The organism is Agrobacterium sp. 10MFCol1.1, from assembly GCF_000381165.1.
In the GTDB taxonomy this organism is placed as follows: Bacteria; Pseudomonadota; Alphaproteobacteria; order Rhizobiales; family Rhizobiaceae; genus Agrobacterium; species Agrobacterium tumefaciens.
Genome location: NZ_KB906072.1, coordinates 268,178 through 286,047 on the forward strand (window position 1 = coordinate 268,178; position 17,870 = coordinate 286,047).

The following is a 17,870-nucleotide window of genomic DNA, read 5'->3' on the forward strand; positions in this document are numbered from 1 at the left end:
ACAGGTTGCAGGCTAGGCGCTTTCGCCTGAACCCAGCATTAACGGCGTTGTCACGCTTCGGTTACCGAAACTCGGCACTCGAAAGCAAAAGCCCGGATCAGATCCGGGCTTTCGAAAGGCGTGCTTAACGGCTGTATGGAGATACGCATACACGACGCGGACCGCTGTTCGGCTGGTAGCTGTTATCGTAGGCGCGGTAAGAGCGCCAACGGTTCTGGCACCAGGCAACATGGCTACCGCCATAGGCCGGTCTCGGCTGCGCCATGGCACCGCCAATGATTGCGCCAGTGGCGAAGGCCGCCAGCGGGAACCACATTCCGTTGTGATAGCGGTAGCCCGGACGGCGGTCGCGATAGCCGCGATGGCCGTTATAATATCCGTCCCGCGACGGGCGCGGACGATACATGCGGTCGCCATATCTGCGGTCACCTCGGCGGTCCCATTCACGGTACTGCACCGGCACTACATTCTCGGTTGAGATCGCCGGCTTTGCCATCGGAACAGGCGCCTGGAACGCCTGCGACGGCGTGAAGCTTGTCAGGAACAGGACAACCGCCGTAGCGACGCTCGTCGTGCGGAAATTCATCATGATCTTTCCTCCGTTTGCTGTGGCGCGTTGAACCGCGCTTTCTAACTACTCGGTCTTGTCGGAGGTAGGGGCAGCCCCATTGAAACACCCGAAAAGAATTCGATGACGTGCAAACGAGTTTTAAGACCTTTGGTTCCGGTTCAAAAATAGATTCCCGCATAAGACGCAGGATTTCGTGCGCTCAGGCTTCCACCTTCACGTCGGTAAACGGCCGCGAGCAGCAGGCGAGAATATAGCCTTCATCGATTTCGTCATCGAGAATGCCGCCATTGTGGTTCATCTCCACCTCGCCGGAGAGCTTCAGCACCCGGCAGGTCCCGCAAATTCCAGATTCGCAGGCGGCACCAATGCGCACACCGGCGGCGCGCGCCGTCATCAGAACGGTCTGGCCGGGCTGGCACGGCACTTCCTTGCCGGAAAGCGTAAACCCCACCATCGAGAGTGCTTCGCCATCCGCCACGGTGTGAATACTCTCGCCCACAGCAACCGGGGCGGCTGGCGAAAAGCTTTCCTGGTGGTAACGGCTCATGTCGAAGCCGGAAGCATCCAGCATGGAGCGGATGGCGGCCATGAAAGGCTCCGGTCCACAACAGAACACCGTGCGATCCATGAAATCAGGCGACAGAAGCGCAATCTTGGCCTTGTCGACCATGCCCTTCAAGCCGGACCAGAGATCAGTGCGGCCGCAATTTTCCACGATGAAACCGAGCGACAGTTTCGGCATGAAGCGGGCAAGATATTCCAGCTCGTGACGGAACACGATATCGGATGGCGAGCGCGAGCAATTGATGAAGGCGATGTCACTCTGCGGCGCGCGGTCGCTCATGTCGCGCACCATCGACATCATCGGCGTCACGCCGGAGCCGGCCGAGATGAACAGGTATTTGTCGCCGGGATGCCGGACATAAGAGAAATCGCCGAGCGGGCCGAGCGCCCGGATTTTCATGCCGGGCTTCAGATTGTCGAACATCCAGCGCGTGCCGATGCTGGTGGCCTGCGCCTTGACCGTGACCGACAGCGCATAGGGCCGCGACGGGCTGGAGGACAATGTGTAGGTGCGGTAGAGCGGCTCCTTGCCTACCGGCAATTCCAGCGTCACGAACTGGCCCGGCAGATAACGGAACCAGTTCTGATCCTCCGACCGGAACAGGAATGTCATCACGTCAGGCGTCTCGGGCGTCACCGAAATGCATTCCAGCAGGTGGAGCTTGTCGCTCCACGGCTTCATCTCGTCTATGTGCTTGTAGGTCACAGCCATATTCATCTTCGCGTTACGCTACTGCCGAAAGGCGGGCCTTGTCGCCCGACAGCCGGTCAACCATGAAATCGGCATACCAGTTGACGAACTGCATCACGCCGCCCTCGTCTTCCATGGAATAGGGGCCGGGCTGGTAAGCGGGCGAGCGGATGCCGAAGGCGTTTTCCTCGACGATGCGGCGGTCCTGATCGTTGGTTTCGTTCCAGACGTGCGTGAGGTCCTCGAGATCGTAATCCACGCCTTCAACCGCATCCTTGTGCACCAGCCATTTGGTAGTGACCATGGTCTCATTGGCGTTGAGCGGCAGCACGCGGAAGGAAATGGTGTGGTCGCCGAGGAAGTGGTTCCAGGTCGTCGGATAATGGAACAGAAGCAGCGCGCCGATATGGCTGATGCTGACGTCATCGGAAAGCGGCCGGCGCACGGCGCGTTTTCCCGACATGGTGTAGCTTTCCGCCTCGCCGATCAGCGGCATGCGGGCAACACGGAACTGGCCTTTCGGATCGATCTTGAAGCGGCTCGGCAGGCCGGCAGCCTCGCAGCGTGCCCAGTGGCCACCGATCTCGGGATCGCTTGCACCACCGTCCGTACCCGTAACGCTCGGGTTTTCAGGATAGGTGCGGCAGAGTTCCGGATGGTTGGCGGCGCAATGGTAGCACTCGCGGTTGTTTTCCCAGACGAGCTTCCAGTTACCCTTTTCGATGATCGTGCTTTCATGCGCGACCTTGGCTTCCCAGATGCGATGCGGCGCCATGTAGCTTTCGACCTCGGCGCGCATCGGCGCGAAATCGGCGGGCTGGTCTGCCAGGCAGATGAAGACGTAACCGGCAACGGTTTCGCAGTGGACCGGCTTCAGGCCGAATTCAGCCTTGTCGAAATCATCGCCCATATGGCGGGCAAACAGCAGCTTGCCGTCCAGATCGTAGGTCCACTGGTGATACGGACAGACGAGACGTGCGGACTGGCCCTTATGAGAAGAGCAGACGCGGGAACCGCGATGGCGACAGGAATTATGGAGGGCGCGAATCTGTCCATCGCGACCGCGAATGATGACGACGGAATAGGCGCCGACCTGAACGGTGATGTAGTTACCGGCCTTCGGCACTTCGCAATCATGGCCGACAAACAGCCAGTCGCGGTACCAGATGGTTTCCATGTCCAGATTGAAATAATCCGGGTCCGTGTAGAAAGACTGTTCCAGGCTGAAGCCTTCGCGGCGGTTCTTCAGCTGACGCAGTACGGTATCACGCAATTCCATGGCCAAATCCTCGATCAAACCGCCCTGCCCCACACCATTTATCGGACTGCGGAAGTGTGATCCCATCTAAACATCAGCGTTCATTTGCGGTAGCGCAGACAGCGACATCGGCTTCCGCATTGGCGACAAATTGCGACATGCGCCAATGGCCGTTGCACGCCATTCCGCTGCGAAATCCGGCAGCTATTCCCCGCCGGAAACAACGTCGCAATATGACGCATGATGTCGCGCGGCCCCCTCTCTACCCGTTAAAAAACGGGGGGTGTGGCGCAACGGAGTTTTAACATGCCCTAAACTATATTGCCTGATCGACAACAACGAGGGCGTTCCGGGTGGAGAAGGCGACACGCATACGTTATTTCGATGCCGGCAAACATTCGGTTACGCCGATACGTTCAAAGACCGCGCATTCGGATTTCCTGCGAACCGGGCGCATCAGCCGCTACGAAGAACGCTGGCTGCCGAGGGAACGCGTCTATTACAGCCATGAAGAAGTGGCGGCGATGACCGGACGCAAGCTCGAGGCTGCTGCCGATGCCACCCATAGCCGTCTCAATGGCTTTCACCAGTCCATCCGTTTTCCCAAGATGGTTTTCCACCATCTGCTGGATGAGCGGCCGCATCTCGGCTATTGCCATGTCACGGCAGCGAAAACCAGTTTCGACGCAGAGCGCCATGTGCTCTGGTCGTTCTATTTCGCGAATTTCTTCGCCGAGTTGAGCGGGGCCGAGAACTTCTTCGAAAACATCGATGCGCGCTATTCGCGGATGTATTTCGCAGTCGCCATCAACGCACTTCCAAACAAGAACGTCGCCATCGATACCTCCTTCCATCGCGGCGGCCTGCTGTTCCAGACCCACGACCCGCGCGTAGCGCTCAAAAACGTGCTTATGCTCGGCGCCCGCTCGGACGAGATGCGCAAGATCATCAAGGCAATATAAAAGCCACGATAGCGCTTTCCATAAGGCCCTGAAATACGCTATTGACGCCCTGAAAGGCAGCATCATGGCGCGTCATATCGATATCGAAAACGAGCGGGAAACCGCCTTGCAGGCGGCCGTCGAGGAGCTTTCCCGCGGCCAGCCAATCGCCCTGCCCACGGAAACCGTCTACGGCCTTGCTGCGGACGCCACCGATCCGGCGGCCATTGCCCGCATTTACGAAACGAAAGGCAGGCCGCAGTTTAATCCACTGATCTGCCATATGGCCGATATCGCCATGGCCGAACGTTATGCGGTTTTCGATCCCGTGTCGCGGCGCCTCGCCGAAGCCTTCTGGCCCGGCCCGTTGACGCTGGTTCTGCCACTGAAACCGGCAAGCGGCATTCACTCACTCGCAACGGCCGGGCTCGATACCGTCGGCATTCGCGTTCCGCAGGGTTTTGCCGGTGATCTGATCCGCCGGTTCGACAAACCTCTTGCTGCGCCCAGTGCCAATAGTTCCGGCAAGATCAGCCCCACCAGTGCGGCCCATGTCGAGGCCGATCTCGGTAACAGGATCAACCTCATTCTTGATGGCGGTGCTGCCTCCGTCGGTGTCGAATCCACCATCGTCAAAGTGGAAGACGACGGGCGGGTGCGGCTGCTTCGTCCCGGCGGCATCGTCACCGAGGAGATCGAGCGCATCACCGGCACCCAGCTCGAACGGCCGGAAAAGGCATCAGCCGCCATCGAGGCACCCGGAATGCTCGCCTCGCATTATGCGCCCGGTGCAGCCGTTCGCCTCGACGCGACATCCGTTTCTGCCAACGAGGCACTGATCCGGTTCGGCGGCATCGCGGTTGAGGGACAAGAGACGGCCCGTACCGTTCTCGACCTCAGCCCTTCCGGCGACCTTGCCGAGGCGGCCGCCAATCTGTTCGATTATCTCAAAGCAGCCGACGCGAGCGGTGCCGCGACAATCGCGGTCACAACCATTCCCGGCCACGGTCTTGGAGAGGCGATCAATGACCGCCTTTCCCGCGCCGCCGCGCCGCGAGGCTGACGGTACTTCACCATTTCGCCCACCGTTTCAAATGACAGCGAGACGCCAATGACAATCGCAGCCCCCTCCTCCGACATCCTCGACCGCTTCACTGCCATTGTCGGCGAAAAAAACGCGGTGCGCGACGCTGTGGAAATGGCGCCGCGTCTTGTGGAGAATCGCGGGCTTTACCATGGTGCGTCACCGCTGCTGCTCAAGCCCGGCACTGTCGAGGAGGTTGCAGCCATCCTGAAGCTCGCCAGCGAGACCGGCACGCCCATCGTGCCGCAGACCGGCAATACTGGCCTTGTGGGTGGCCAGACGCCGCGTGCTGACGGAACCGACATCATCCTCTCGCTCGAGCGCATGAACCGTATCCGCGACATCGATCCGGTCGCCAATACCATCGTTGCGGATGCCGGCTGCATTCTCGACGACATCCACAAGGCCGCATCGACCGTGGAGCGGATGTTCCCGCTGTCGCTCGGTTCGCAGGGATCGTGCCGCATCGGCGGTAATCTGGCCACCAATGCCGGCGGCACGGCGGTTCTCGCTTATGGCAATATGCGCCAGCTTTGCCTGGGGCTTGAAGTGGTGCTGCCGACAGGTGAAATCTGGGACGGGCTTCGCCGGCTGAAAAAGGACAATACGGGTTACGATCTGCGCGATCTCTTCATCGGTTCGGAAGGCACGCTCGGCGTTATCACCGGTGCGGTGCTGAAGCTTTTCCCCGTGCCGCTCGGCCATCAGGTGGGTTTTGCCGGTCTTCGATCCACCGACGATGCGTTGAAGCTGTTCGAAATGGCCTCAAACCTCTGCGGCACAGCGCTGACCGGTTTTGAGCTGATGCCGCGCATCGGCGTGGAATTCACCGCCAAACATATTCCCGGCGTGCGCGATCCGCTACAAACGCCGCATGACTGGTACGCGCTCATCGATATCTCCACCTCCGATTCGGCTGAGACGGCTGAAACAATGATGCAATCGCTGTTGGAGCGCGGTTTTTCCGCTGGGCTGGTCGAGGATGCGGTGATCGCTTCATCGGAAGCGCAGCGTCAGGCGCTCTGGCATATGCGCGAAAGCATGTCGGATGCGCAAAAGCCGGAAGGCGGCTCTATCAAACACGACGTTTCCGTTCCGGTGTCGAAGATACCGGAATTCATGGCAACGGCGGAAAAGGCCGTTCTTGCCGCCATTCCCGGCGCCCGCGTCTGCGCCTTCGGCCATCTGGGCGATGGCAACATCCACTACAATATTTCCCAGCCGGTTGGTGCGGACAAAGCTGAATTCATCGGTCGCTGGCGGGATATGAACGAGATCGTGCACGGCATCGTGCTGTCGCTCGGCGGCTCGATTTCGGCCGAACATGGCATCGGCCAGTTGAAGCGCGACGAGCTGGCCGCGATCAGGCCTGGCATTGAAATGGACCTGATGCGACGCATCAAACACGCCTTTGACCCCGCGGGCATCATGAACCCCGGCAAGGTGATCACCGCCCGCTAGGGACAGCAGCTTCATCATCGTTGCAGGTTAGTTGGAAGTTCTCGCCGTCCAGGCGGGAACCAGTTCCGCATTCAGGCGGCGCGGCTTTTGCGCGTGCACGAGCTGTGTCAGGCCCATGCCGGATTTTGCGATCGCCACCGCATGTTTCTTCGGCATCAGGTAGCCGCATTCCAAGGGAGGACGGCGGCGCACTATCCGGCTGAAAAAGGGCCGCTTGTGATACCGGGACGGCGAGAAACGCGCGGGCTCGGCACAGACAGCCACATATTCGAGAATCTCTTCGATCCAGCCGCTCTGCGGACGCGCACCCGGTTCGACCAGCAGGATCCAATGCCCGCGCGCCGAGCGCATGACGTCCTCAATATCCCACTGCGCATAAAAACGGCAGCCAGCGGCATCGGCGACGCGCGACGATCCATCGCGCGAACCGTGATCGAGGATCACAACGTCGCTTACCAGCCCTTCCACGGCCCCGGTTACAAGCGCAGACAGCGTATGCGCCAGTTCCGGTTCCTGATCCCGGCATTCCATTATGACTGTCAACATATGCATAGCTCTAACGCATCGCACAATAAATTGCCACTGCACTGGATGTCAGAAAATCCGCGACCGTTCAGGCTTAACTCTAACCCACCTTCAGGTGGGATTGACACAAACAAGACCCCGGCCGCGGGTCTGCCAGCTATCGATTTTGCATTTTTTGTTCTTGTAATGTTCTCGCTTCTGCGGTAGGAATTTAATCATTCGAAGAGGCAATGAAACGCCGGTTCGAGTGGAAACGGTTTAGGGCGTTGGCTTGCCTTGAGAGGCGTGCGGCACCCTGGGAGCATCCAGATGAGAGACCATACGCTTTCGGGGCAGGCTGCTTTCCAGCCGAGCCATACGCCTGACATTGCCAATGCGTTGGCCGATGCGTCGGGCCTGCGCATCGAGATCGACCGTCGTCGCGGGCGTGGTGCCGGACTTAACCCGGGCGGGCGCTTTGAGGCCCTGCAGCGGGAGGTTTTCGACGATGGCTGGCAGACCCTCGAGGAGCTGCCGGAGTTCCGCACCGAAGTGCAGGTGGAAAAGCCGCGCAGCATCATCAGCCGCAACGAATCGCCTGACATCCCTTTCGACCGTTCCATCAATCCCTATCGCGGCTGCGAACATGGCTGCATCTACTGTTTCGCCCGTCCGACGCACAGCTATATGGGGCTTTCTGCGGGGCTGGATTTCGAGGCGAAGCTTTTCGCCAAGCCGGATGCGGCAAAGCTGCTCGAAAGGGAGCTGGCGAAGCCCGGCTACAAGCCTCGCGTCATTGCCATCGGCACCAATACCGACCCCTATCAGCCGATCGAGCGCGAATGGCGCATCATGCGGCAGATACTGGAAGTGCTGGCAAAGGCCGACCATCCCGTCGCCATCGTCACCAAATCGGCCCTGATCAAGCGGGATATCGATATTCTCGCGCCCATGGCCAAGAAGGGTCTAGTCAAGGTTGGTATTTCCGTGACGACGCTGGACCGCAAGCTGGCACGCAGCATGGAACCGCGCGCCGCCACGCCCGAAAAGCGGCTGGAAGCGGTCAAGGCGCTGACGGATGCCGGCATTCCCGTGGCGGTGATGATGGCACCCGTCATTCCCGCACTCAACGATCATGAGATCGAACGCATTCTCGAAGCCGGCAAGGCCGCTGGCGCAACGGAGGCCTCCTATGTGCTGCTGCGCCTGCCGCTGGAGGTCAGCCCCCTCTTCCGCGACTGGCTGCTGCGCAACTATCCGGACCGCTACCGGCATGTCATGTCGCTGGTGCGCTCCATGCGCGACGGCAAGGATTACGATGCGGAATTCGGAAAACGCATGAAGGGTGCTGGTCCCTATGCATGGCAGATAGGCAGGCGTTTCGAAATGGCGACGAAACGGCTTGGCCTCATCCGCCGCGGCATTCACCTGCGCGACGATATCTTCGTGCCGCCGGGAGGTGCCGGCGTGCAATTGTCGCTGCTTTGAAAATATGAGGCCCGCTTGGCCGATCAAAGGCGCATTACGATGCGCGCAACGATACCCAGCGGTGCAGACACATAAAGAGTGGCAGCCCTTTCCTGTTGACGGGGCCATGCTCTTGACGAAATGCCCGGCGGGTTTTCCCTGGCCCGTCGGACATCACCCCCGGAACCCGCCGCCTCGCGTGCGATCGTTTTTCCTCCGCCGCCCCGTTGGAGGATCAAAGGTCATGACGACCTAAGGGGCACGGTTGGCCACGCCCCTTGACCCGGCTGGCCGCGCCCGTCATCGCCCGCTTCCGGGGGCTTGCAGGAGATCGGGTGTGTGTGCAAGTTTCTGCCGCATGAAACGCCGCACCACACCCGATTCTCCTGCCCTCTTTGATCTCGCCGATACGGGCCCCGATTTCTCCTTCGAACTTGAGGCGAGGAAGAAGGGGCTTTGGCCCGTGGCCGGCACGGATGAGGCAGGCCGGGGGCCTCTCGCGGGACCAGTGGTTGCGGCAGCTGTCATTCTCGATCCCGACAATATTCCTGGTGGTCTTGACGATTCCAAGAAACTGACCAAGCTGAAACGGGAAAGCCTGTTTCTGCAAATCATGGAAACATCGATCGTTTCCGTCGCCTCCTCCGGCCCCGGCCTTATCGACACCATGAATATCCTGCGCGCCAGCCTCGACGCGATGCGTCGCGCCGTACTCGGCCTCGAAATCTCCCCGGCCCTCGTGCTGGCAGATGGCCGCGACAAGCCGCCGGGCATCACCTGCGAGTCGAAGGCCGTCATCAAGGGCGATTCCCGCTCCCTCTCAATCGCCGCCGCTTCGATCATCGCCAAGGTGACCCGTGACCGGATGATGGAACGGGCCGGTGTAGTGCACAGCTCCTATGGTTTCGAAGGCCATGCGGGTTACGGCACACCAGCCCACCTGCGCGCCATAGAAAGCCATGGGCCCTGCCCGCTGCACCGGATGAGTTTCAGGCCGCTGAAGCAGGACTGATCGAAAACCACGATCCTGAAGCGGAGAATGCGGTCTCACCCGGGATTTCAGCGCCCTGCCATGAGGTGACGATCTCCGTCTCCACTGGTAGAATTCTATCTCAATGCGTGGACTTGACGGGCTTTGGGAGAAGAGATTTGGATTTCATGAAACTGTTGAAGTCGCTCGAAGAACTCCTCTACGAGCTGGTTTCATGGCTCCTCTTCTATCCGCTGACAATGTGGCGATCGGTCGTCGCACCGCTCAGCATGATGCGCTACGCCGATAGCGAACTCGCGGATCGGCTCGAGGACCAGTATGACGACACACTGAGTCCGCCCCTCTTCCTCCTGATCACTCTGCTATTTTCGCAGGGGCTCTCCGCCTCCCTTCCGACCATTTACGATCCCACATTGGCCGCCCGGGAGCTTGGTTCGGGTTCGAACCTGCTCATAGCGCGTGGCGTTATATTCGGGATTTATCCGCTGTGTATGGCCGTCACGCTTCTGCGGTGGAAACGGGTGAGGATCACCCGAAACTCCCTGCGTCCGCCGTTCTTCAGCCAATGTTACGTGGCTGCGCCGTTTACATTTGTCCTGGTTCTGGGTTTCGATTTTGCATCCATGCCTCTGGAACATGGCCTTACGGTCGGGCTCGCCATTATCGCGCTCGCCACGATCTGGTATGCGCAGGCTCAGATACGATGGCTGATGCAGGATCTCGGCTTGGGTATCGCGAAAGCAGGCCTGGCTTTCAGTGGCGCATTTCTGGTTGCCACCGCAGCAGCTTTTGTACTGGCGGTGCTGATAGCGCTCGAGGCCAAGACAATCTATCCCGCGATCACTTAACAAGCCTCGACAAATTGGCAGCCACGAATTGCCGGCCAGCATCCAATCCACAAAGCCGATGCTTTTTCTCCAAAGGTCGACAGACATCGATAGACACGCTGCAAGCCGGCACCACAGTGTGCACCCGCGAGCTTGCCAACACCGCCCCTGGCTGAGGCATAAAACAAAAAACCCCTCGCGGCGGGCGCCGGAGGGGTTTTGAATAGTCCGAGATGAAATTAGTTCAGCTTCGACTTCACTTCGCCAATGGTGTTGGCGAAAAGTTTGGCCTTTGCGGCAGCGGTGGTCTTTTCGGCAATGAGCTTCTCGGAAGCTGCAATGGCGATGTCCACGGCGGCGGCACGAACGGCGCCGATGGCGTCTTCTTCGGCCTGCTTGATCTTCTGTTCCGACAAGGCCGTGCGGCGGACGACGAATTCTTCCGTCTTCTGCTTGGCTTCGGCGGTCAGGGCGGCCGCTTCGCGTTCGGCAGCGGCAACGATGCCGGCTGCTTCAGCTTCGGCTTCCTTGCGCTTGCGCTGGTATTCGGCCAGCAGGTGCTGTGCCTCTTCGCGCAGACGCTTGGCTTCGGCCAGTTCGTCCTGAATGTTCTGTGCGCGCTCGTCCAGAGACTTTGAGAGCATGCCCGGAACCTTGAGATAGGCGATCAGGACGAAGAAAAGGACAAGACCGACGAGAGCGAAAAATGATGCATCAAACGCCATATCAGGCTCCCTTCACAGTCGAAGCGGCTGCAATGGCGGCCTTGACGTCGGAATCCTTGACCTTGGCGCCAACCAGCTGGTCGACGATTGCGGTCGCGGTTTCCTCGGCAATGGCGCCGACATCCGCGAATGCCTGATCCCTGATACCCGCAATGTGCTTTTCGGCGGCGGCAAGCTTCTCGGCAAGTCCGGCTTCGATAGCGACGCGGTCGGCATCGGCTTTCGCCTTGGCGGCGTCACGTGCCGCGGAGCCTATCGAGCTTGCCTTGGCGCGGGCTGCCGCGAGTTCTTTTTCATAGGTTTCGACGGCTGCGTCGGCTTCGCTTTTCAGCCGTGCCGCTTCATCGAGATCCTGTGCAATGCGCCCATGACGGTTTTCGAGAATGCCGCCGACGCGAGGAACGATGACCTTCTGCATGAGCAGGTAGAAAAGGCCGAACGTGATCGCCAGCCACAGGACCTGCGATGCATAAGTAGACTGGTCGAACGGCGGGAAAACGCCGGAAGCACCGTGTTCGGCGCCGTGCGCTACACCGGTTTCCGTGTGCGTGGCTTCCGGTTGCGGCTGGCCGACAGCCGGAGTTTCCGTATGCGTTTCACCTACGGTCGGTGCTGACTGGGCATAAGCCTCGGTCACGAACATGCTCACCTCCAGGGGGACTGCAAATGCGAAGGATCACGGCAAGCAATTTGCGCGAGCCGTGATCCAGACCTGATGCCGTTATTAGACAGCGAACAGGAGAAGGAGAGCTACGAGCAGCGAGAAGATGCCCAGAGCTTCCGTAACGGCGAAGCCGAATACCAGACGGCCGAACTGGCTGTCGGCAGCAGAGGGGTTGCGCAGTGCGCCGGAGAGGTAATCACCGAAGATACGGCCGAGTGCGAGGGACGTACCAGCCATGCCGAGGCATGCGAGACCTGCGCCGATGTACTTTGCTGCTTCCGCTTCCATGTGAGACTCCTTGAGATATTGGTTGTTGCGGCTATCTTTTGGCGCCCGTTGCCGGGGCCAGCGACTTTACTTCTCAGTGACCACCATGCACGGCGTCGTTCAGGTACATGCAAGTCAGTACCGCGAACACATAAGCCTGCAGGAAGGCAACGAGAAATTCGAGAGCGGTCATTGCGACCGTCATGATGAGAGGCAGGACTGCACCGCCAATACCGAGCGCGCCGAGCGCACCCATGGAGGCGACGAAGCCTGCGAAAACCTTGAGCGTGATGTGGCCAGCCAGCATGTTCGCGAAGAGACGAACGGAAAGGCTGATTGGACGCGACAGGAACGAAATCATTTCAATTGATGCGACAAGCGGCAAAAGCGCCTTCGGCACGCCCGAAGGGGCGAAGATGCCGAAGAAATGCAGACCGTGCTTGTAGAAACCGTAAACGACGACCGTGCCGATGACGAGGCAGGCAAGCGCGAAGGTGACGATGATCTGGCTGGTGACCGTGAAGAAATACGGGAACATGCCGAGAAGGTTCGCAGTCAGCACGAACATGAACAGCGAGAATACGAATGGGAAGAACACCATGCCCTTTTTGCCTGCGCCTTCGCGCAGCATGGAGGCGATGAATTCATAGGACATTTCAGCAACGGACTGCATGCGGGTCGGGATCAGACCGCGGCTCGACGTTGCGAAATAAAGGAAACCGGAAGCGGCGGCCACGGTCGCGACCATGAAAAGCGACGCATTGGTGAAGGAAAAATCGACGCCGCCAATTTCGATCGGAATGATCGGCTGCACCAAGAACTGATGGGTCGGATCGTTTGCCACCGGCTGCCCTCTTTACCTGTCGCCGCTCACGGCGGCATCTCAACTGCAAGAAAAAACAGCTTAAACGCCGTCTTTTCCACCCTCGTCTCGCTTGTCGGCTCTCTCAAGCAGCGGCGGCTTTGCCACCGCGCCCGTGGAGCGGAACACATTCAATACGCCTGCGCAGAAACCGAGAAGAAGAAGAACGATCATCCCCCACGGCGTCGTGCCGACAAAATAGTCCAGAAGATAACCCAGCATAGCGCCGACCACGATGGCCGAAATGAACTCCGATGAGAGCTTCACCGCCATCGCAAAGCCTTTCCGGCTTTCCGCGGCGTTGGTCTCCGCCCTCACTTCCGCCTCATCCTCCGCCTTCACCTTTGCCAACTCTTCGGCAAGGCGCTTGCGACGCTCGTCCAGACTATCGTCACGGTTGCCAGTCATCTTAAAATCCCACCCATTTTCTCCGTTCCAGCCATGCCAGAACCCTTTGGAGTTGTAAACGGTGACGGATTAAGCCTGTTCCAGCCCGCTCTGAAGTCGCGCGCAACATAGTTTTAGGGGCTTCGCTAGTCAAGGCACTGGCGAAGCTTGTTTTTTGACAAATTAAATATTTAAAAACAAAGACTTAACGCCAAATCGCCGTTTGTCGACGATGTTTCCCCCGGGAATCGGCATTTTTGACACGCAAATTGCGACAAATTGGCGGTGGTATCAGCTCCAGCCGCCACCATAGGTTCGATAAAAGACGTGCAAGCCAATCCTGCCGACCTTCTTCATGGATTTTCCCCAGGCGGGACGAACATAGACGGCATGATAGTGAGTCGCGGAGCCCACTTCCGTCAGCCAGATTTTGCCGGCGGTGGTTGCCATGGCCACTTCGCGCGCCATTTTCCAGTGACGTTCGGAATTCACCCGGTCCTTTATATTGTCGCAGGCGAAGGAGAACTGGCAGCGGTTGCGCCAGTCCTTGTTCTGATAAACCACACCGCAGATGGTTTTCGGATAAGCGGGGTTGCGCACGCGGTTAAGGATCACCTGTGCCACCGCCGCCTGTCCCTTGACCGATTCACCGCGCGCCTCGAAATAGATGCCGGATGCGAGGCATTGCTGTTCGGCTGCGGAAAACACGGCAGCGGGCAGCGGCGTTGCCGCCCATGCGTGATCGTCCGCGCCGATCAACGGCACGAAGCGGCCGGCCTCCGGCTTTTTCAGAATGGCGTCGAACGGCGATTCACGGGCGAAATCCGGTTCGGCCGGCGCGTAAGCCGTGGCGAGAATATCGGGAGTCCTGTTGGTGACGAGTTCCGCCAGCATCGGAGAGACGCTTTTGTCCGCCTTCTTTTCTTCACGGCGGAAATAGAAGGAGGCAAGTTTGACGTCGCTGCCGCGTTTCGGTTTCACGAAAGCCGTGCGGTCCTTGCGCTTCAGCGGCTCTATATCCAGCATGCTGGTGCGCTCCAGCACGGAACCGGCGGTGAAGGCCTTTGGCGGCTGCATGATTTCGGTTGCGACGATGCGACCCTTCTTGGCGGCACGGTTGACGCGCTCGCTGTCGGGTGTCGTCTCGTCACCCTTCTTGTTGGTGACGAAAGCCACCTTGCGGCCATCGGGCAGGGTCATGCCGCTGCCATGCAACGCCGCCTCCCCTTCCGCATCGTTAAAGGTGAGCGAGGCATTATGGACAGAGCCTGCCGGTGACGCGGTCAGCACCATGCGCCATTGCTCGCCGCCATTGTCCAGCCCTGCCAGCAGGGAGGCCAAATCCGCGCGTGCGGCAATGGAAGGAAAGACAAGCCAGGCAGCAAGGCCGAAGACAACGGGTGAGGTCCATGCCTGAAGGGACGCAAAGGACCGACGACGCATTACTCTTTTCGAACGCAAAACCAGCACTCCGAACACCAGGAACCATATTTGTTACAGGTGTTCGAGAATCTCTTATTAACCTTGATGCTTGGTTAACGCCGCGCGTGGGCGCGGCTTCACGTTAATGTGTAACCACCTTCTAATAATCAGACGACGACGTGAGACCCGAGTTCCACCACGCGGTTGGCCGGAAGGCGGAAGTAGTCCGAGGGATCGGCGGCCGTTTCGGCAAGCGCGATGAACAGTCGGTTCTGCCAGCCGGGCATGCCCGATTTCGGATCCGGCACCAGCTTGCGGCGACCGAGATAAAACGAGGTGGACATGATGTCGAACTTGTAACCCGTGCGCCTGAGGTAACCGAGCGCCTGGGTGACGTTCTGCGTTTCCATGAAGCCGAAATGCAGTTCGACCACGGCAAAACGATCGCTCAGCTTCGTCAGTGTGTAACGATTTTCGGGACGGACGCGCGGCTGGTCTTCCGTGCGGATCGTCAAAATCACGTTCTTGTCGTGCAGGACGTGGTTGTGCTTGAGATTGTGCAGCAATGCAGCGGGTGCGGCATCCGGATCGCCAGTCAGGAAAATCGCTGTGCCGGGCACGCGCACCGGCGCATGGGCGCTTTCCTTTTCCACCGAAGCCACGAAAGCCTTCAGCGGCACATCGCTGCGGCGGGTTTTGGCGAAAAGGATTTTCGAGCCGCGCTGCCAGGTGGTCATGATGATGGTGAAAGCGATTGCCAGCAACACCGGCACATAGCCGCCATCATGTATCTTGAGCAGGTTTGCACCGAGGAAAATCAGTTCCAGCAGCAGAAGCGGCGCCAGCACGCCAATCGCCAGCCAGATGGACCATTGCCAGCGCTTGCGAACGAATTCGAAGAACATCATGCTGGTGACGACCATCGCGCCGGTAACGGAAATGCCGTAGGCGGTGGCCAGTGCATCCGAACTTTTGAAGGTGAGCACCAGTGCGACGACGCCGAACAGCAGGATGGTGTTGACGGCAGGAAGATAGATCTGCCCGGTATTGGTTTCCGAAGTGAAGAGGATTTCCATGCGCGGCAGATAGCCGAGATGGATCGCCTGACGCACGAGCGAGAACGCGCCTGTTATAACCGCCTGGCTGGCGATGATGGTGGCGGCGGTCGCCAGAATGACGGCCGGCAGGATCGCCCATTGCGGGAACATCAGGTAAAACGGATTGGACATCGCCGCCGGGTCCTTGAGAACCAGCGCGCCCTGACCGAGATAATTCAGCGTCAGTGCCGGGAAAACCAGACAGAACCATGCCCACTGGATGGGACGGCGGCCGAAATGGCCGAGATCGGCATAAAGCGCTTCAGCACCGGTGATCGTCAGGAAAACCGCGCCCAGCACGACGATGCCATAAAAGCCTTCATTGGCGAGAAACTCGACCGCATGCCAGGGGTTGAAGGCATAGAGAATGCCGAAATCATCGGCGATGTGAATGAGGCCGGCTAAACCCATGACCAGGAACCAGACGGCGGTGATCGGTCCGAAGAATTTCGCCACCGTTCCCGTACCGTGCGATTGGATCGCGAATAGGCCGATGAGAATGCAGACGGAGATCGGAATAATAAAGTCGTCCATGGCCGGAGTGACGAGCTTCAGACCCTCCACCGCCGAAAGCACTGATAGCGCCGGCGTGATCATGGCATCGCCCAGGAACAGGGCTGCGCCGATGAGGCCGAGCACGATGAGAACGCTGCGGTGAGTGCCCGCCGTCTTCATCAACAGCGCCAGAAGCGAGAGTGTGCCGCCCTCGCCGTCATTGTCGGCGCGCAGCAGGAGCGTGATATATTTGAACGTCACGATGATCGTCAGAGACCAGATCATCAGGGATGTCAGGCCGATGACTTCTTCTCTCGTCACGCCATCATAGGCGATCGGCTTTAGCGCTTCGCGGAAGGCATAGAGCGGGCTGGTGCCGATATCGCCGTAGACGACGCCGATAGAACCAAGGATCGCGGCATAAAGCCCCTTGTTCTGATGCTTGTCATCCGAATCCGGCTTCTCGGTAAAGTCCTTGTCTGCGATTTGAGACATGATGATCCTGGCTCCTTAGAGCCAGCCCTTCCAACGGAAAAAGAGAAACGGGATGATTGCCGACATCAGCATGACGACGAGCGCGAGTGGATAGCCAAACGTCCAGTTCAACTCCGGCATGAGCTGAAAGTTCATTCCGTAAACCGACGCCACCAGAGTGGGCGGCAAGAACACGACCGACGCTATCGAGAAGATCTTGATGATGCCGTTCTGCTCGATGTTGATGATGCCGAGAGAAGCGTCCAGCAGGAATGTCAGATTGCCGGAAACGAAGGAGGCATGTTCGCTCAACGACTGGATATCCCGACCGATCGATTTGCTCTGTTCCCTCGCGTCCTTGTCCTGCTGGACCTGCGCACTTGTGGACAGAAAAGTCTGCAGGCGTGCAAGGGAAGCAAGGCTGTCGCGAACCTTGGAGATCAGCCGGTGATAGGCGGCAATGTTCGTCAGTCGGTCTTCCAGATAACGCGGTGCCTTGCGCTTGCTGCGCGCCTGGCTGCCGAGAAGATCGGCGGCGAGATTGTCGATGCCTGCCACCGAGTTTTCGAGAATTTCCGCCGTGCGATCGACGATGGTTTCCAGCAGTTTCAGCAACAGCGCCGTGCCGCTGCGCATCTCGTGCGGCACGCGGGTGATGGCGGCGGTGAAGAGGTGGAATGATTTCGGCTCGGCATAACGGATCGTCACAAGGCGCTTGCCGGCAAGAATGAAGGCAACATCGGTCAGGCGCGGACCGTCGGAATCTGCCTTCCAAACCAGAGAGGCGGTCATGAAGACGTTGCCATCTTCCATGTAAAGGCGGCTGGAAGGTTCGATATCCTTCAAATCCTCGCGGGTGGGCAGCTCTAGCCCCAGCAGTTTTTCAACATACTGCTCTTCCGTCCTCGTCGGATTGATAAGGTCGATCCAGACGATATCGTCGGGAATCTGTTCACGGCCGTCGTCTGGCGACAGGCTGATCGCCTCGCAGTTGGCGCGATAGGCTTTTATCAATCCGTTTCTCCGGTCCGCATCGCTGGCTTCAGCCGCAATGCTGCTTAACATATCCTGTTCAAGGTCGGCAAACCTTTGGACGACACTTCAGGGAACACCGGAAC

At 59.1% G+C, this 17,870-nt stretch carries 18 protein-coding genes; 6 read left to right on the forward strand and 12 right to left on the reverse strand.

Annotated elements, in window-relative coordinates; all coding sequences use genetic code 11:
• Positions 1-124 precede the first annotated feature (124 nt).
• From F617_RS0101470 to F617_RS0101480, 3 genes are all read right to left on the reverse strand, one after another.
• On the reverse strand, positions 125-589 hold the full coding sequence (locus tag F617_RS0101470) for a BA14K family protein (protein WP_003511718.1): 465 nt from the start codon (positions 587-589) through the stop codon (positions 125-127).
• Between the two features lie 181 nt (positions 590-770).
• Positions 771-1,853, reverse strand: coding sequence for a hybrid-cluster NAD(P)-dependent oxidoreductase (locus tag F617_RS0101475; protein WP_026330615.1), 1,083 nt, complete (start codon positions 1,851-1,853; stop codon positions 771-773).
• Positions 1,854-1,860: 7 nt separating this feature from the next.
• Positions 1,861-3,105 carry an aromatic ring-hydroxylating dioxygenase subunit alpha gene (locus F617_RS0101480; protein WP_013635586.1) on the reverse strand — a complete coding sequence of 415 codons (1,245 nt, stop codon included), beginning with the start codon at positions 3,103-3,105 and terminating at the stop codon, positions 1,861-1,863.
• Between the two features lie 332 nt (positions 3,106-3,437).
• Between F617_RS0101480 and F617_RS0101485 the strand changes: the two genes are divergently transcribed.
• The 3 genes from F617_RS0101485 (at position 3,438) to F617_RS0101495 (ending at position 6,570) form a co-directional block, all read left to right on the forward strand.
• Positions 3,438-4,046: a DUF6656 family protein gene (locus tag F617_RS0101485; protein ID WP_013635584.1), complete on the forward strand. Its 609-nt coding sequence runs from the start codon at positions 3,438-3,440 to the stop codon at positions 4,044-4,046.
• A gap of 64 nt (positions 4,047-4,110) precedes the next feature.
• Positions 4,111-5,088, forward strand: coding sequence for an L-threonylcarbamoyladenylate synthase (locus tag F617_RS0101490; protein WP_019564212.1), 978 nt, complete (start codon positions 4,111-4,113; stop codon positions 5,086-5,088).
• A gap of 48 nt (positions 5,089-5,136) precedes the next feature.
• Positions 5,137-6,570 (forward strand): FAD-binding oxidoreductase, encoded by a 1,434-nt coding sequence (locus F617_RS0101495; RefSeq protein WP_003511708.1) that lies wholly within the window; start codon positions 5,137-5,139, stop codon positions 6,568-6,570.
• 27 nt (positions 6,571-6,597) lie between these two features.
• Here F617_RS0101495 and F617_RS0101500 read toward each other — a convergent pair whose 3' ends face one another.
• Positions 6,598-7,116: a hypothetical protein gene (locus tag F617_RS0101500; protein ID WP_003511706.1), complete on the reverse strand. Its 519-nt coding sequence runs from the start codon at positions 7,114-7,116 to the stop codon at positions 6,598-6,600.
• A 288-nt stretch (positions 7,117-7,404) separates the two neighbouring features.
• Between F617_RS0101500 and F617_RS0101505 the strand changes: the two genes are divergently transcribed.
• The 3 genes from F617_RS0101505 to F617_RS0101515 all read left to right on the forward strand — a co-directional run bounded on the left by F617_RS0101505 (position 7,405) and on the right by F617_RS0101515 (position 10,380).
• On the forward strand, positions 7,405-8,562 hold the full coding sequence (locus F617_RS0101505; RefSeq protein ID WP_003511704.1) for a PA0069 family radical SAM protein: 1,158 nt from the start codon (positions 7,405-7,407) through the stop codon (positions 8,560-8,562).
• Positions 8,563-8,899: 337 nt separating this feature from the next.
• Positions 8,900-9,553, forward strand: a complete 654-nt coding sequence (locus F617_RS0101510; RefSeq protein ID WP_019564214.1) for a ribonuclease HII — start codon at positions 8,900-8,902, stop codon at positions 9,551-9,553.
• A gap of 137 nt (positions 9,554-9,690) precedes the next feature.
• A complete protein-coding gene (locus F617_RS0101515; RefSeq protein ID WP_019564215.1) occupies positions 9,691-10,380 on the forward strand; it encodes a hypothetical protein in 690 nt (229 codons plus the stop codon).
• A 218-nt stretch (positions 10,381-10,598) separates the two neighbouring features.
• Here the strand turns inward: F617_RS0101515 and F617_RS0101520 are convergent, their stop codons facing one another.
• The 8 genes from F617_RS0101520 to corA all read right to left on the reverse strand — a co-directional run bounded on the left by F617_RS0101520 (position 10,599) and on the right by corA (position 17,766).
• Positions 10,599-11,084, reverse strand: coding sequence for a F0F1 ATP synthase subunit B (locus F617_RS0101520; protein ID WP_003511699.1), 486 nt, complete (start codon positions 11,082-11,084; stop codon positions 10,599-10,601).
• Position 11,085: 1 nt separating this feature from the next.
• Complete coding sequence (locus F617_RS0101525; RefSeq protein WP_019564216.1) at positions 11,086-11,727, reverse strand: F0F1 ATP synthase subunit B; 642 nt, start codon at positions 11,725-11,727, stop codon at positions 11,086-11,088.
• An 81-nt stretch (positions 11,728-11,808) separates the two neighbouring features.
• Entirely contained in the window at positions 11,809-12,036 is a 228-nt protein-coding gene (locus F617_RS0101530) for a F0F1 ATP synthase subunit C (protein WP_003494147.1), read from the reverse strand.
• Positions 12,037-12,109: 73 nt separating this feature from the next.
• Complete coding sequence (locus F617_RS0101535; protein ID WP_003511697.1) at positions 12,110-12,859, reverse strand: F0F1 ATP synthase subunit A; 750 nt, start codon at positions 12,857-12,859, stop codon at positions 12,110-12,112.
• A gap of 60 nt (positions 12,860-12,919) precedes the next feature.
• The gene (locus F617_RS0101540; RefSeq protein WP_019564218.1) at positions 12,920-13,285 is read right to left on the reverse strand and encodes an AtpZ/AtpI family protein; all 366 of its coding nucleotides are present in this window, start codon (positions 13,283-13,285) and stop codon (positions 12,920-12,922) included.
• 270 nt (positions 13,286-13,555) lie between these two features.
• Positions 13,556-14,707 (reverse strand): cell wall hydrolase, encoded by a 1,152-nt coding sequence (locus F617_RS0101545; protein WP_019564219.1) that lies wholly within the window; start codon positions 14,705-14,707, stop codon positions 13,556-13,558.
• 146 nt (positions 14,708-14,853) lie between these two features.
• On the reverse strand, positions 14,854-16,773 hold the full coding sequence (locus tag F617_RS0101550; protein WP_003511693.1) for a potassium transporter Kup: 1,920 nt from the start codon (positions 16,771-16,773) through the stop codon (positions 14,854-14,856).
• A gap of 15 nt (positions 16,774-16,788) precedes the next feature.
• Positions 16,789-17,766 (reverse strand): magnesium/cobalt transporter CorA, encoded by a 978-nt coding sequence (gene corA, locus F617_RS0101555; RefSeq protein WP_013635577.1) that lies wholly within the window; start codon positions 17,764-17,766, stop codon positions 16,789-16,791.
• Between the last annotated feature and the right edge of the window lie 104 nt (positions 17,767-17,870).

What these genes read in the sequence shown, in the direction of transcription:
- F617_RS0101520 (WP_003511699.1), bottom strand. Translation starts at nt 11,084, where the DNA reads ATGGCGTTTGATGCATCATTTTTCGCTCTCGTCGGTCTTGTCCTTTTC.
- F617_RS0101550 (WP_003511693.1), bottom strand. Translation starts at nt 16,773, where the DNA reads ATGTCTCAAATCGCAGACAAGGACTTTACCGAGAAGCCGGATTCGGAT.
- F617_RS0101490 (WP_019564212.1), top strand. Translation starts at nt 4,111, where the DNA reads ATGGCGCGTCATATCGATATCGAAAACGAGCGGGAAACCGCCTTGCAG.
- F617_RS0101475 (WP_026330615.1), bottom strand. Translation starts at nt 1,853, where the DNA reads ATGAATATGGCTGTGACCTACAAGCACATAGACGAGATGAAGCCGTGG.
- F617_RS0101495 (WP_003511708.1), top strand. Translation starts at nt 5,137, where the DNA reads ATGACAATCGCAGCCCCCTCCTCCGACATCCTCGACCGCTTCACTGCC.
- F617_RS0101470 (WP_003511718.1), bottom strand. Translation starts at nt 589, where the DNA reads ATGATGAATTTCCGCACGACGAGCGTCGCTACGGCGGTTGTCCTGTTC.
- F617_RS0101510 (WP_019564214.1), top strand. Translation starts at nt 8,900, where the DNA reads ATGAAACGCCGCACCACACCCGATTCTCCTGCCCTCTTTGATCTCGCC.
- F617_RS0101480 (WP_013635586.1), bottom strand. Translation starts at nt 3,105, where the DNA reads ATGGAATTGCGTGATACCGTACTGCGTCAGCTGAAGAACCGCCGCGAA.
- F617_RS0101530 (WP_003494147.1), bottom strand. Translation starts at nt 12,036, where the DNA reads ATGGAAGCGGAAGCAGCAAAGTACATCGGCGCAGGTCTCGCATGCCTC.
- F617_RS0101525 (WP_019564216.1), bottom strand. Translation starts at nt 11,727, where the DNA reads ATGTTCGTGACCGAGGCTTATGCCCAGTCAGCACCGACCGTAGGTGAA.
- F617_RS0101500 (WP_003511706.1), bottom strand. Translation starts at nt 7,116, where the DNA reads ATGTTGACAGTCATAATGGAATGCCGGGATCAGGAACCGGAACTGGCG.
- F617_RS0101540 (WP_019564218.1), bottom strand. Translation starts at nt 13,285, where the DNA reads ATGACTGGCAACCGTGACGATAGTCTGGACGAGCGTCGCAAGCGCCTT.
- F617_RS0101545 (WP_019564219.1), bottom strand. Translation starts at nt 14,707, where the DNA reads ATGCGTCGTCGGTCCTTTGCGTCCCTTCAGGCATGGACCTCACCCGTT.
- F617_RS0101505 (WP_003511704.1), top strand. Translation starts at nt 7,405, where the DNA reads ATGAGAGACCATACGCTTTCGGGGCAGGCTGCTTTCCAGCCGAGCCAT.